The 12,853-nt window shown below is 72.3% G+C and carries 12 protein-coding genes; 7 read left to right on the forward strand and 5 right to left on the reverse strand.

What is annotated here, in order from left to right:
* Positions 1-195 precede the first annotated feature (195 nt).
* Genes ACZ7L6_RS26190 through ACZ7L6_RS26220 form a run of 7 tightly spaced genes read left to right on the forward strand, consistent with a single transcriptional unit; the run spans position 196 to position 8,394 of the window.
* Positions 196-1,263 carry an ADP-ribosylglycohydrolase family protein gene (locus tag ACZ7L6_RS26190; protein ID WP_471927864.1) on the forward strand — a complete coding sequence of 356 codons (1,068 nt, stop codon included), beginning with the start codon at positions 196-198 and terminating at the stop codon, positions 1,261-1,263.
* Entirely contained in the window at positions 1,260-2,795 is a 1,536-nt protein-coding gene (locus ACZ7L6_RS26195) for an ADP-ribosylglycohydrolase family protein (RefSeq protein ID WP_471927866.1), read from the forward strand. Before ACZ7L6_RS26190 ends, ACZ7L6_RS26195 begins: the two co-directional genes overlap by 4 nt.
* 8 nt (positions 2,796-2,803) lie before the next feature.
* Positions 2,804-3,979 (forward strand): ADP-ribosylglycohydrolase family protein, encoded by a 1,176-nt coding sequence (locus ACZ7L6_RS26200; RefSeq protein ID WP_471927868.1) that lies wholly within the window; start codon positions 2,804-2,806, stop codon positions 3,977-3,979.
* On the forward strand, positions 3,967-5,454 hold the full coding sequence (locus tag ACZ7L6_RS26205; RefSeq protein ID WP_471927870.1) for an ADP-ribosylglycohydrolase family protein: 1,488 nt from the start codon (positions 3,967-3,969) through the stop codon (positions 5,452-5,454). The genes ACZ7L6_RS26200 and ACZ7L6_RS26205 overlap by 13 nt, the downstream gene beginning before the upstream one ends.
* Positions 5,451-6,344, forward strand: coding sequence for a ribokinase (gene rbsK, locus ACZ7L6_RS26210; RefSeq protein WP_471927872.1), 894 nt, complete (start codon positions 5,451-5,453; stop codon positions 6,342-6,344). The genes ACZ7L6_RS26205 and rbsK overlap by 4 nt, the downstream gene beginning before the upstream one ends.
* Entirely contained in the window at positions 6,341-7,579 is a 1,239-nt protein-coding gene (locus ACZ7L6_RS26215) for a CaiB/BaiF CoA transferase family protein (RefSeq protein ID WP_471927874.1), read from the forward strand. Before rbsK ends, ACZ7L6_RS26215 begins: the two co-directional genes overlap by 4 nt.
* On the forward strand, positions 7,576-8,394 hold the full coding sequence (locus ACZ7L6_RS26220; RefSeq protein WP_471927876.1) for an HpcH/HpaI aldolase/citrate lyase family protein: 819 nt from the start codon (positions 7,576-7,578) through the stop codon (positions 8,392-8,394). Before ACZ7L6_RS26215 ends, ACZ7L6_RS26220 begins: the two co-directional genes overlap by 4 nt.
* Positions 8,395-8,535: 141 nt before the next feature.
* Here the strand turns inward: ACZ7L6_RS26220 and lgt are convergent, their stop codons facing one another.
* The 5 genes from lgt to trpM form a co-directional block, all read right to left on the reverse strand.
* On the reverse strand, positions 8,536-9,480 hold the full coding sequence (lgt, locus tag ACZ7L6_RS26225; RefSeq protein WP_471927878.1) for a prolipoprotein diacylglyceryl transferase: 945 nt from the start codon (positions 9,478-9,480) through the stop codon (positions 8,536-8,538).
* A gap of 101 nt (positions 9,481-9,581) precedes the next feature.
* A complete protein-coding gene (locus ACZ7L6_RS26230; RefSeq protein ID WP_471927880.1) occupies positions 9,582-10,358 on the reverse strand; it encodes a DsbA family protein in 777 nt (258 codons plus the stop codon).
* Between the two features lie 97 nt (positions 10,359-10,455).
* On the reverse strand, positions 10,456-11,274 hold the full coding sequence (gene trpA / locus ACZ7L6_RS26235; protein WP_471927882.1) for a tryptophan synthase subunit alpha: 819 nt from the start codon (positions 11,272-11,274) through the stop codon (positions 10,456-10,458).
* Entirely contained in the window at positions 11,271-12,557 is a 1,287-nt protein-coding gene (gene trpB / locus ACZ7L6_RS26240; protein ID WP_471927884.1) for a tryptophan synthase subunit beta, read from the reverse strand. The genes trpA and trpB overlap by 4 nt, the downstream gene beginning before the upstream one ends.
* A 108-nt stretch (positions 12,558-12,665) precedes the next feature.
* Positions 12,666-12,839, reverse strand: a complete 174-nt coding sequence (trpM, locus tag ACZ7L6_RS26245; protein ID WP_367669387.1) for a tryptophan biosynthesis modulator TrpM — start codon at positions 12,837-12,839, stop codon at positions 12,666-12,668.
* Positions 12,840-12,853 lie beyond the last annotated feature (14 nt).

The raw sequence follows: 12,853 nt of genomic DNA on the forward strand, positions 1-12,853 counted from the left end.
GAAATTCCTCCCCGCCAGCAAGGAAAGGCTGGGCTAACCTGCGGTTTTACCTAGAACGCTCATTCGTAGCTCCTACCGCTCAGATGCCGACCGGGTGACAGTGAGGCTTCCGGGGCTCTGGTCAACCGCCGACGGTGGGACACATCCGCAAAGGGTTCCGCGCCCTGGGCGGAGCCCCCGGAGGAGAGGCCACGCATGCCATCGATCGCCTGCATCCCCTCGGTCCCGGCGCCCGGGGACGCCGCCGAGCTCCGCGAACGGGCCCGCGGCGCCCTCCTGGGCCTGGCGGTGGGCGACGCGCTGGGCGCCCCGGCGGAGAACATGAAGCCCTCCGAGATCCGCGCCCGCTGGGGCCGCATCACGGGATTCGTCACCGAGAGCCCAGCCGGCACGGACGACACCGAGTACGCGATCTTCTCCGGCCTCCTCCTCGCCCGCCACGGCTCGGCCCTCACCCCGGCCCATGTGGAGACGGCCTGGCACGAGTGGATCGCGGACCGAGCGGAGGGCCCCTTCCGGGGCGCGGGCTTCAGCGAACGCGGCACGCTGGAGAACCTCCGCCGCGGCCTCGCGGCCCCCATCTCGGCCCAGCACCGCCACGCCTGGAGCGACGGCCTCGCCATGCGGGCGGCCCCCTTCGGCGTCTTCGCGGCGGGCCGCCCGGCGGAGGCGGCCCGCCTGGTGGCCATCGACGGCTCGGTCAGCCACGAGGGCGAGGGCATCTACGGCGGTCAGGCGGTGGCGGCGGGCGTGGCGGCGGCCATGGCAGGGGCACCGACGATCGCGGTGGTGGCCTCGGCGCTGGCCGTCGTCCCCGACGACTCCTGGACGGCCCGGTCGCTGCGCCGCGCCGTGGCGGTGGCCCACCGAGGCGAACGCGCGGTCCGCTCCGCGGTCGTCATCGGCGGCTACCCCTGGACCGACCTGGCCCCCGAGGCGGTCGCCCTGGCCTTCGGCGCCTACGCGGCAGCGGACGGCGACTTCGTCCAGGCGGTACTGACGGCCGTGAACATGGGCCGGGACGCGGACACGACGGCGGCGGTGGCGGGCGCCCTGGCCGGCGCGACCCAGGGAGAGTCGGCGATCCCGACGGAGTGGGCGGCGGCGATCGCGCCGGCGCGGGGGAGCTGCCTGCCGTCGATGGCCGGGCATCACGTGCTGGACGTGGCGGAGTTGCTGGTGCCGGGGGAGGGCGGGAAGTGGGGAGTGGGGGGATTCGTACGGGGTGAGGCTCCGGCACCGCGCGAGGGGGTACGACGATGAGGCCGCCCACGCCGTGGGACGAGGGCACACCGACGGCGGCACCGCCGGACGCCGATCCCCTGCCCCTCACACACCCGAACGAACCCGCGGCCGCCGGCAGCGAGGAGCCCCCACAGGGACCACCCACACCCTCCACCGACGAAGACACCGCACCCACCCCACCCACCCCCGACAACCAACCCGCACCCGCCAACGGCGAGAGCACCCCGCCAGACCCGCCTGCACCGGACAACGGCGAGAACACCCCGCCAGGCCTGCCCACCCCCGACAACGGCGAGAACACCCCGCCAGACCCGCCCACCCCCGACACCCAACCCGCACCCGCCAAGGGCGAGAACGCCCCACTGGCGCCACCCGCACCCGACGACGAAAGTCGCACGGGTGGTGCGGATGGGAAACAACCGGCCGAAGCCGAGGCCGGTCAACGAGTCCTCGGCCTCCTCCTGGGGCTCGCCGCAGGCGACGCCGCCGGCTGGCCCGCCGCCCGCCACCGCGCCGCCCGCATGCCCGACTGGACCCGCCGCCTCACCCGGGAACTCGACACCTTCGCCGAACACAACGCGACGACCACCCTCCCCGTCCCCATCGCCCTCAACCAACCCCCCGAACCCCTCCGCCTCGGCCCCTCCGACGACGCCGAATGGGCGGCCTTCGCCGCAGAGGCCGTGCTCCGCGCCGGCGACGACTCCGCCCTCGGCGACCTCAGCCGAGAACGCCGCACCCGAGCCGCCATCGACCTCACCTGGACCGCCGTGGCCGACGAAGTCGCCGCCGCGGCGGACCGCGCCCCCGAGGTCGAGTCGGCGATCATCCCCCTGCGCGCCCGCATCTCCGTCCGCGCAGGCCTCGGCAACCTCGCCACCGGCCTGCGCCCACCCGCCACCGGCCACGACAACCCGCACTACTTCGACGACGCGGCCTGCGTACGGGCCTGCGTCCTGGCCGTAGCCCACCCCGGCGACCCCGAAGGCGCCGCCGACCTCGCCGAGTTCGACGCCCGCTACACCCAGGACGGCGACGGCGTCCACGGCGCGCGAGCGATGGCGGCGGCCCTCGCCCTCGCCCTGACCGGCGCGAACACCGAGGCCTGCGTGACAGCCGCACTCGCCGAGCTCCCCGAGGAGACGGAGATCGGCCGCAACGCCCGCCACGCGCTGAAGCTCGCGCGGGAGACCGACAGCGCCTTCGCCCTGATCCCCCTCCTGGAACACCAGATCGTCGACCACGTCTACAGCTACGGCATCGCCGCGGCCGAAACGGTCCCGGTGGCCCTGGCCCTCACGGTCGCCGCGGACGGCCGTATCGCCGAGGCGGTCCCCGCCGCCGCCTGCCTCTCCCGGGTCGCGGACTCGGCACCGGCTCTGGCGGGCGCGCTCACAGGCGCACTCGGCGGCGGTACGTCGATCCCGGCGTCCTGGCGCGACACCTGCCGCACCCTCTCGGGCTGCGTACTCCCCCGCCTCACCGGCACCGACCTGGTGGAACTCGCCGAACTCCTGGAAGCCGCACAACCGGCCCGACCAGGAGGATGATTCGGGACATGACGCCCAAAGCAGAAGAAAGCAGTGGCCCGCGTCTCGACGAGCGGATCACCGGCGCCCTGGTCGGCGCGGCGGTCGGCGACGCCCTCGGCGGCCCGGTGGAGGGCTACTCCCCCGACCAGATCCTCCAGCGCCACGGCGGCCGCGTCCACGGCATCGTCGGCCCCTGGAACGGCGACGCCTGGCGCACGGCCCGTCCCATCGCGCCGTACCACAAGGGCGACGGCCACGTCACGGACGACACGTTGATGACCCACGCGCTGGTCCGTGTCTACGCGACGGTCCGCGACCACCTCGACGCGTACGCGATCGCCGACCACCTGGTCCCGGACCTGATGACGAACCCGCGCTGGATCCCCGAGCTGGAGGCGGAGGCCCTCCCCCTCCACCGCGTCTTCCTGGCGGAGAAATGGCTGGTGACCCGCCTCCACTACGGCCATGTGGACCCCCGCGAGGCGGGCGTGGGCAACATCGTCAACTGCGGTGCGGCGATGTACATGGCCCCGGTCGGCCTGATCAACGCGGCCGACCCGAGGGCCGCGTACGCCGAGGCGCTGGACATCGCGGGCGCCCACCAGTCGTCGTACGGCCGCGAGGCGGCGGGCGTCTTCGCCGCGGCGGTGGCGGCGGCGTGCACCCCCGGGGCGACCCCGGACTCGGTCGTCTCGGCCTGCCTGTCCCTGGCGAAGGACGGCACGAGGGCGGCGATCGAGACGGTCTGTGAGACAGCAACCCGCTGTACGGACTTCGAATCGGCACTGTCCCCGCTCCGTGCGGCGGTGACCCCGTACGACACGGTGGGCCCCGACTACCGCCGCCCCTCCCTCGGCGCCCGCCGCCCCTCCCGCCTGCACGCCATCGAGGAACTCCCCGTCGCGCTGGGGATGCTGGTCGTGGCGAACGGCGACTACCGCGCAGCGGTCCTCGGCGCCGTGAACTACGGCCGCGACTGCGACTCGATCGCCACGATGGCAGGCGCCCTGGCCGGCGCCCTGGGCTCACCGGTCCCCGAGGACTGGTCGAAGACGGTCGCGGAAGCCAGCCGCCTGGACCTGTGGGAACCGCCCCGCGTCCTGACCGAGGTGACGAAGGAGATCCACGAACGGGACGTACGCCGCCGCCGCGCACACGAGGCGGCGTTCAGGGAGCTGGGAGGCCCAGGATGCTCCGACTGACGTGGGTCCAACCGGAGGACCTCCTGGGCCACGAACTCCGCCAGGCGTCCCTGGACGGCCGGGAGCCGTCGAGGATCGCGCAGAGGTGGAGGTCGGCGGGCGGCAGCGAGGCCCCTTTGCGGGCGGGAGCTTCACCGGAACCGGCGTCGCGCTATCTGCGCCAGCTGGCAGAGGACTTGCTGGACGAACTGACGGACCTGCCAAGCCAGTTGGAGGACAAGGAACCGACCGACCTCGCCAAGATCAAGTCCAGCTGCCCATCCTGGCCGGCGCCGGCCCCAGCTGCGGGCAGTCGTGCCGCTGGGGCGGCACCCGACCGCAAGAGAGGCGGCACCCGGCCGGCGCCGGCGAGCGTCCCCACCCCCACAGCAGCCCCCACTCCGGCCCACTACGAAGCCGCCTGGCTGGGCAGGGCAATCGGCTGCCTCCTAGGCAAACCCGTCGAGAAACTCCCCCTCGAAGCCATCCGCCAACTGGCCGGATCAACCGGCAACTGGCCCCTGACCACGTACTTCACAGCCAAGGGAGTCCCCGAAGAACTCACCGCGAAGTACCCCTGGAACCGCCGCTCGGCCACCACCTCCCTCGCCGAGAACATCGACGGCATGCCGGAGGACGACGACCTCAACTACCCCCTCCTCAACCTCCTCCTGCTCCAGCGCCACGGCAAAACCTTCACCACCACCGACGTAGCCCGCCTCTGGCTCGACGAACTCCCACCCGGCCGCACCTTCACAGCCGAGCGCATCGCCCACCGCAACCTCCTCCTCGGCATCGAACCCCCGCACACGGCCCGCCACCGCAACCCCTTCCGCGAATGGATCGGCGCCCTCATCCGCGCCGACGTCCACGGCTGGACCAACCCCGGCAACCCGGCCGCCGCAGCCGAACAGGCCCACCGCGACGCCACCCTCACCCACACCGCCAACGGCGTCTACGCGGCGATGTTCACGGCGGCGGTCATCGCCCAGGCAGCCACGGCGACCGGCCCCCACGCCATCCACACCTGCCTGAACACCGGCCTCACGGTGCTCCCCCCGGACTCCCGCCTGTCCCGGGCCATCCGCCACGCCATCCAACTGGCAAAAACCCACGACGACTTCGACACGATCGTCGACGCGCTCCACGCCACCTACTCCCCCACCCACCACTGGGTCCACGCCATCCCCAACACCGCCCTCATCACCGCCGCCCTCACCCACGCGAACGGCGACTTCACCGGCTCCATCTGCCGCGCGGTATCGGGCGGTTGGGACACCGACTCCAACGGCGCGACCGCAGGCGGCATCGCCGCCCTCCTCGCCGGCACGCCCACCGCCCTGCCCGACCGCTGGACGGCCCCGCTCAAGAACCGCCTCGCCACCTCCGTCGCCGACTTCAACGGCACCGGCTTCGACACGCTGGCCGGGCTCACCCACGAACTCACCCACGAACCCGCCCACCGACACACCCACCGGGAGGCCACTCGCCCATGACCGACATCGTCGTGCTCGGCAGTACGAACATGGACCTCGTCACCTACGTCGAAAAGGCCCCACAGCGCGGCGAGACCGTGACGGGACGGGAGTTCCGTACGATCCCCGGCGGCAAGGGCGCCAACCAGGCGATCGCGGCGGCCCGCGCGGGCGGCGACGTCCTGATGATCGGCGCCGTCGGCAACGACGCCTTCGGCACCCACCTGCGCTCCACCCTCGAACACTCCGGCGTGGACACCGACGACCTCCGCACGGTCGAGGGCCCCTCCGGCACCGCGCACATCGTCGTGGACGACGAGGGAGGCAACGCGATCGTCGTGATCCCCGGCGCGAACGGCACGGTCGACCACCTGAGCCCCGGCGACGAGGGTGTCATCGCCTCCGCCGACATCCTGCTGCTCCAACTGGAGATCCCGCTGCCCGCGGTCGTCGCCGGCGCCCAGGCGGCCCGCCGGCACGGCGTCCGTACGTTCCTCACCCCGTCCCCCGCCCAGCCGCTGCCGGACGAACTCCTCGTCGCCGTCGACCTGTTGGTCCCCAACGAGCGCGAGGCCACCACCCTCACCGGCCGCACCGACCCCCGCGAGGCGGCCATCGGGCTGCTCGACCTGGTGCCCGAGGTGGTCGTCACCCTGGGCGCCGCCGGCAGCCTGTACGTCGCCCGCGGCGCCGAACCCCTGACCGTCCCCGCCCCACAGATCACCCCCGTCGACACCACCGGCGCCGGCGACACCTTCGTCGGCGCCCTCGCGGTGGCCCTGGGCGAAGGCAGGGCGATGCGGGAGGCACTGGCCTGGGCGGCGGCAGCGGCCGCCCTGTCGGTCCAGCGCGAGGGCGCCTCGGCGTCGATGCCGTACCGCCCCGAGATCGAGGAACGGTACGCCTCATGACCGCCCCCGACACCGAGCCCCGCACCGCGCCCGACCCCCGGCCCCGTCCCCCCGCTCCTCTGACCGGCCTCCGCGTACTCGACCTCGCCACCCTCTTCGCCGGCCCCCTGGCCGCCACGATGCTCGGCGACTTCGGCGCGGAGGTCGTCAAGGTCGAGCACCCCGAGAAACCGGACCCTTCCCGCGGCCACGGCCCGTCGAAGGACGGCGTGGGCCTGTGGTGGAAGGTCCTGGGCCGCAACAAACGCACGATCACCCTGAACCTCTCCAAGCCCGGCGGCCGCGCCACGCTGCTCCGCCTGGCCGCGACCGCGGACGTCGTCATCGAGAACTTCCGCCCCGGCACCCTGGAGAAGTGGGACCTCGGCTGGCCGGAGCTCTCCGCCGCCAACCCCCGCCTGGTCCTCACCCGCGTCACCGGCTTCGGCCAGTTCGGCCCCTACGCCCACCGCCCCGGCTTCGGCACCCTCGCCGAGGCGATGAGCGGCTTCGCCGCGCTCACCGGCGAACCGGACGCGCCCCCGACGCTCCCGCCCTTCGGCCTCGCCGACTCGATCGCGGCCCTCGCGACGGCGTACGCGGTGATGACGGCACTGGCCGCCCGCGAGCGCACCGGCGAGGGCCAGGTCGTCGACATGTCCCTCATCGAGCCGATGCTGCTGGCCCTCGGCCCCCAGCCGACCTGGTACGACCAACTGGGCTATGTGCAGCAGCGCACCGGCAACCGCTCCGCCAACAACGCCCCGCGCAACACCTACCGCACCGCGGACGGCACCTGGGTCGCCGTCTCCACCTCCGCCCAGTCGATCGCCGAGCGCGTGATGCACCTCGTGGGACGCTCCGACCTGATCGACGAACCCTGGTTCGCGACAGGCGCAGACCGGGCGCGCCACGCCGACGTCCTGGACCGGGCGGTCGGCGACTGGATCGCCCGCCACACCCGCGCCGACGTCCTCGCGGCCTTCGAGAAGGCGGAGGCAGCGGTGGCCCCGATCCAGGACGTCCGGGACGTGATGACCGACCCGCAGTACGCGGCCCTCGACACGATCACCACCGTCGACGACCCCGAGCTGGGCCCCCTGCGCATGCAGAACGTCCTCTTCCGCCTCTCCGCCACCCCCGGCACGATCCGCTGGGCAGGCCGCCCGCACGGCGCGGACACCGACGAGATCCTCACCGGCCTGGGCCTGACCCCCGGCGAACTGGCGGCCCTGCGCGAGGAGGGCGCCCTGTGACGGCCTGTCCCCTCACCTGGCTGTACGCGCCGGGCGACCGGCCCCGAGTGGTGGCGAAGGCGCTCGTCTCCGGAGCGGACGTCGTGGTGATCGACCTGGAGGACGCGGTCGCCCCCGAACGCAAGGAGTACGCCCGTGAAGCCACCGCCGAGCTTCTCTCCCAGCCGCAACCGGTACCCGTGCACGTCCGGGTGAACGCCCTGGACGGTCCGCTGGCACCGGCCGACCTGTGGGCGGTGGCACACCTGCCGGGCGTCTCCGGCCTCCGCCTCCCGAAGGTGACATCGGCCGAGCAGATCACCTGCATCGTGGAGACCCTCGGCAGGACACCCCCGTTGTACGCGCTCCTCGAAACAGCCCTCGGCATCGAACACGCCCACGCGATCGCCTCCGCCCATCCCTCCCTGCGCGGCATCTCGCTGGGCGAGGCGGATCTACGGGCCGACCTGGGCGTACGGGAGGACGCGGGCCTCGACTGGTCCCGCTCCCGTGTCGTCGTGGCGGCCAGAGCAGCCGGACTGCCCCCTCCACCCCAGTCCGTCCACCCGGACATCCGCGACCTGGAGGGCCTGGCCGCGTCCTGCGCCCACGGCCGCACCCTCGGCTTCCTGGGCCGAGCGGCCATCCACCCCCGCCAGCTCCCGGTGATCGAACGGGCCTACCTGCCCACGGAGAAGGAACTGGACCAAGCAGAAAGGATCATCAAGGCAGCAGCAACAGAACACGGCGCCCAGGCCCTGGCGGACGGAACCTTCATCGACGCGGCGGTGGTGGCAGCAGCCCACAGGACCCTGTCCGTTGCCCGCCGACGCTGACCGCATCTTTTCTCCGCCGCAACGGCGAACAGCCACGACGGCGCATCCCGGCGGTGCCGAACTCTCCGGAACCCACCGCCCGCACAGAACGAGGGGCGCCCGGCCAATGCCGGGCGCCCCTCATCACCGTAGAACCAAGCCTCACGTCTTCTTCGTGGACCCGGCCTCGTCCTTGACGTCGACGTCGTCCTTCACGTCGTCCTCGGCCTCACCGTCGGAATCCTTGTCCTCGCCGGCAGCCTCACCGTCACCGTCGGCTCCACCGCCGGAGGCACCCGGCTCCACCACGGCTTCCCGGCCCGGCCGCGTCCTCGCCGACACGATGAGGTAGATCACCGCCAGCAGGAACACGATCAGCGCGGTCCAGACGTTCAGCCGCACGCCCAGGATGTGGTGGGCGTCGTCGACCCGCATGTACTCGATCCAGGCCCGGCCCGCGCAGTACGCGGCGACGTACAGCGCGAACGCCCGCCCGTGCCCCAGCTTGAAGCGGCGGTCGGCCCAGATCACCAGCAGCGCGACCCCGATGCACCACAGCGACTCGTACAGGAAGGTCGGGTGGTAGTACCCCGGCTCCCGGCCGTCCACCGAGGACGTGATGTGCAGGGCCCACGGAAGATCCGTCTCCCGCCCGTACAGCTCCTGGTTGAACCAGTTGCCCCAGCGCCCGATCGCCTGCGCGAAGGCGATGCCGGGCGCCACGGCGTCGGCGTACGCCGGCAGCGGGATGCCACGGCGGCGGCAGCCGATCCAGGCGCCCAGCGCGCCGAGCGCGATCGCGCCCCAGATGCCGAGGCCGCCCTCCCAGATCTTGAAGGCGTCCACCCAGTCACGGCCCTCGCTGAAGTACAGCTCGTAGTCCGTGATCACGTGGTAGAGCCGGCCGCCGATGAGGCCGAACGGGACGGCCCACACCGCGATGTCGGCCACCGTGCCGGCCCGCCCGCCCCGGGCGATCCAGCGTTTGTTGCCGAGCCAGACGGCTACGAAGACACCGATGATGATGCAGAAGGCGTAGCCGCGCAGCGGAATGGGGCCGAGGTGGATCACCCCGCGCGACGGGCTGGGAATGTAGGCAAGTTCCATGGCAAGGTCGACGCTACCCTGCCGGGCGGCACCGAGGGCAGGCGGCCCGGCTACGGGTCAATAACGGGCAGCGTCCGAAGCCCGGACCTGCCCGCCGACGCTCATCCCTTGGCGGCCTCCTCCACCATCTGCTTCAGCTTCGCCGGGGTCATCGTCTGGTCCTGGTAGATGTTCTTGCCGTTCAGCAGCACCGTCGGCGTACCGCTGAAGCCGCCCTTCTGGAACGCCTCGTTGGACTTGTCGACCCAGCTGTTGTGCGTGCCGTCCTCGACGCAGGTGCGGAAGGCGGGCGTGTCCAGGCCCTTCACCTTGGCGGCGAGCTCCAGCAGCTTGCTGTTCTTGGCGAAGGCGTCGTCGACCTCCGGCGGCTGGTTCTGGTACAGCACGTCGTGGTACGGCGTGAACTTCCTGGCGTCCTGGGCGCAGGCCGCGGCGTTGGCGGCGTTGCGGGAGCCGGTGCCGCCCATGTTGCCGTCGATGATCGTCGCCAGGTGGTACTCGACCTTGAGCTTGCCGGAGTCCGTCAGCTCGTGGATGGTCGATCGGTACGCGTCCTCGAAGGACTTGCAGGCCGGGCAGCGGAAGTCCTCCCAGACCGTGAGCGTCGACTTGGCGCTCTCCTGGCCCACCGGGATCGCGAGGCCGTCCTTGCCCTGCGCCCCCGAGGGCCCCACGACCGGCCCCGCGGAGTCGCTGCCGCTGTCCTTGCCGGCGTTCGCCGCGACGATTCCGATCACCGCCGCGAGGCCCAGGACGCAGACCACGCTCGTGCCCACGATCAGCGCACGGCGCCGCTTGTCGGCGGCCTTCTGCTTCTCACGCTCGACCGCCAGCCGCTCCCGGGCGGTCCGCTTTCCCTCACGATTCTTTTCGCTCACACCCGCAGAACGAACCGGGGAGGCGCAGCGCGCCTCCCCGGCCTGAGGTCCACCCGTTCGAGTGAGCGGTAGAAAACATCCGATATGTACGGATGTGTTACGCCTGCCCGCGCACGCCCTTCGCCAGCTCACCGGCGAGCGTGCGCACGGCCTCGACACCGGCCGCGTCGTCCGGCGCGTCGAGCATCCGCTTGACGAAGGCCGAGCCGACGATCACGCCGTCGGCGAAGCCGGCGACTTCGGTGGCCTGCTCGGCGTTGGAGACGCCGAGGCCCACGCAGACGGGCAGCTCGGTGCCGGTGGCCCGGGTGCGCCCGACCAGGTCCTGGGCCTGGGCGCCCACGGACTCGCGGGTCCCCGTGACGCCCATCAGCGAGGCGGCGTAGACGAAGCCGCTGCCGGCCGCGGTGATCTGCGCGAGCCGCTCGTCCTTGCTGCTCGGCGCCACGACGAAGACCGTCGCGAGCCCGTGCTTCTCGGCGTGCTCCCTCCACAGGGCCGATTCCTGGACCGGCAGGTCGGGCAGGATGCACCCGGCGCCGCCCGCCTCGGCGAGCTCGGCGGTGAACCGCTCGACGCCGTAGCGGTCGATGGGGTTCCAGTACGTCATGACGAGGATCGGCTTGCCGGTGGCCTCGTACGCCTCACGGACCGTGCGCATCACGTCCGCGATCTTGACGCCGCCGCGCAGGGCGATGTCGTCGGCGGTCTGGATGACGGGGCCGTCGAGGACGGGGTCGCTGTGCGGCAGACCCACCTCCATGACGTCGGCGCCTCCGTCGAGGGCGGCCTTGATCGCCTCGATGCCGCCGTCCACGGTCGGGAACCCGGCCGGGAGGTAGGCGATGAGCGCGGAGCGTCCCTCGGCCTTGGCGGCGGCGAGGGTGTCGGACAGCAGCTGAAGGTTCCCGCTCACTTGGCGTCCCCCTGGATCTCGGCGGCACCGTCGCCTGCGTCGGCGGCGACCTCGGCGTTGGTGTCGTACAGGCCGAAGTAACGGGCGGCCGTGTCCATGTCCTTGTCACCGCGGCCGGACAGGTTGACCACGATCAGGCCGTCCTTGCCCAGCTCACGACCGACCTCCAGCGCGCCCGCGAGGGCGTGCGCGCTCTCGATCGCCGGGATGATGCCCTCGGTCCGCGACAGCAGACGCAGGGCCTGCATGGCCGCGTCGTCGGTGATCGCGCGGTACTCGCCGCGGCCGGTGTCCTTGAGGTAGGAGTGCTCGGGGCCGATGCCCGGGTAGTCCAGACCGGCCGAGATCGAGTACGGCTCGGTGATCTGGCCCTCGTCGTCCTGGAGGACGTAGGAACGGGAGCCGTGCAGGATGCCGGGCTCGCCGGCGGTCAGGGTCGCCGCGTGCTCGCCGGTCTCCACGCCGTGCCCGGCGGGCTCGCAGCCGATGAGGCGTACGTCCGTGTCGGGGATGAAGGCGTGGAAGAGGCCGATGGCGTTGGAGCCGCCGCCGACGCAGGCGATGGCGGCGTCGGGGAGACGTCCGGCGCGCTCCAGGAGCTGGCGGCGGGCCTCGACGCCGATCACGCGGTGGAAGTCGCGGACCATGGCGGGGAACGGGTGCGGGCCGGCGACCGTACCGAAGAGGTAGTGGGTGTGGTCGACGTTCGCCACCCAGTCGCGGAACGCCTCGTTGATCGCGTCCTTGAGGGTGCGGCTGCCCGACTTCACGGCGATGACCTCGGCGCCGAGCATGCGCATCCGGGCCACGTTGAGGGCCTGGCGCCGGGTGTCGATCTCGCCCATGTAGATCGTGCACTCGAGGCCGAACAGCGCGCAGGCCGTCGCCGTCGCGACGCCGTGCTGACCGGCGCCGGTCTCGGCGATGACGCGGGTCTTGCCCATGCGCTTGGTGAGCAGGGCCTGACCGAGCACGTTGTTGATCTTGTGGGAGCCGGTGTGGTTGAGGTCTTCCCGCTTCAGGAAGATCCGGGCACCACCCGCTTCCGCGGCGAAACGGGGGACCTCGGTGAGGGAGCTGGGGCGGCCGGTGTAGTTGACCAGCAGGTCGTCGAGTTCTCGGGCGAACTCGGGGTCGTGCTTGGCCTTGTCGTACTCGACGGCCACCTCGTCGACGGCGGCCACGAGGGCCTCCGGGATGAACTTGCCGCCGAACGCGCCGAAGTAGCCTTCGGCGCTGGGGACTTGACCCTCCGGGTCGGGGATGAAGAAGTCGCTGGGCATGCGGATACCTCACGGTGAGTTGTGTTGAGTGCACTAATCGCCGTGGGGGCGGGGCTTCGTCAGTCGGCTTCCGGCCGGCTGTGGCTTGTCGCGCAGTTCCCCGCGCCCCTATGGGGCGCGCTGCCATCGACGGCCGTTGACCTGCCCAGGTTCGTCTCCGATGACGTACCTGACCCTCCGCCCGTGCACCCTGCGCGCGGGCGCGCGGCAGCCCCGGGGCCGGCAGCCGCGCGCAAGGCGGGCGTACGGGTCCCGGGTCGTCAGGGTGGTCGGGAGAGTCATCGGAGGTAAGCCTA

Source organism: Streptomyces sp. NPDC107522 (genome assembly GCF_055657525.1).

Bases quoted from the DNA above. Each gene is read 5' to 3' on its own strand.
- ACZ7L6_RS26215 (WP_471927874.1), top strand. From the start codon at position 6,341: ATGACCGCCCCCGACACCGAGCCCCGCACCGCGCCCGACCCCCGGCCC.
- trpB (WP_471927884.1), bottom strand. From the start codon at position 12,557: ATGCCCAGCGACTTCTTCATCCCCGACCCGGAGGGTCAAGTCCCCAGC.
- ACZ7L6_RS26195 (WP_471927866.1), top strand. From the start codon at position 1,260: ATGAGGCCGCCCACGCCGTGGGACGAGGGCACACCGACGGCGGCACCG.
- trpM (WP_367669387.1), bottom strand. From the start codon at position 12,839: ATGACTCTCCCGACCACCCTGACGACCCGGGACCCGTACGCCCGCCTT.
- ACZ7L6_RS26205 (WP_471927870.1), top strand. From the start codon at position 3,967: ATGCTCCGACTGACGTGGGTCCAACCGGAGGACCTCCTGGGCCACGAA.
- ACZ7L6_RS26200 (WP_471927868.1), top strand. From the start codon at position 2,804: ATGACGCCCAAAGCAGAAGAAAGCAGTGGCCCGCGTCTCGACGAGCGG.
- lgt (WP_471927878.1), bottom strand. From the start codon at position 9,480: ATGGAACTTGCCTACATTCCCAGCCCGTCGCGCGGGGTGATCCACCTC.
- rbsK (WP_471927872.1), top strand. From the start codon at position 5,451: ATGACCGACATCGTCGTGCTCGGCAGTACGAACATGGACCTCGTCACC.
- ACZ7L6_RS26190 (WP_471927864.1), top strand. From the start codon at position 196: ATGCCATCGATCGCCTGCATCCCCTCGGTCCCGGCGCCCGGGGACGCC.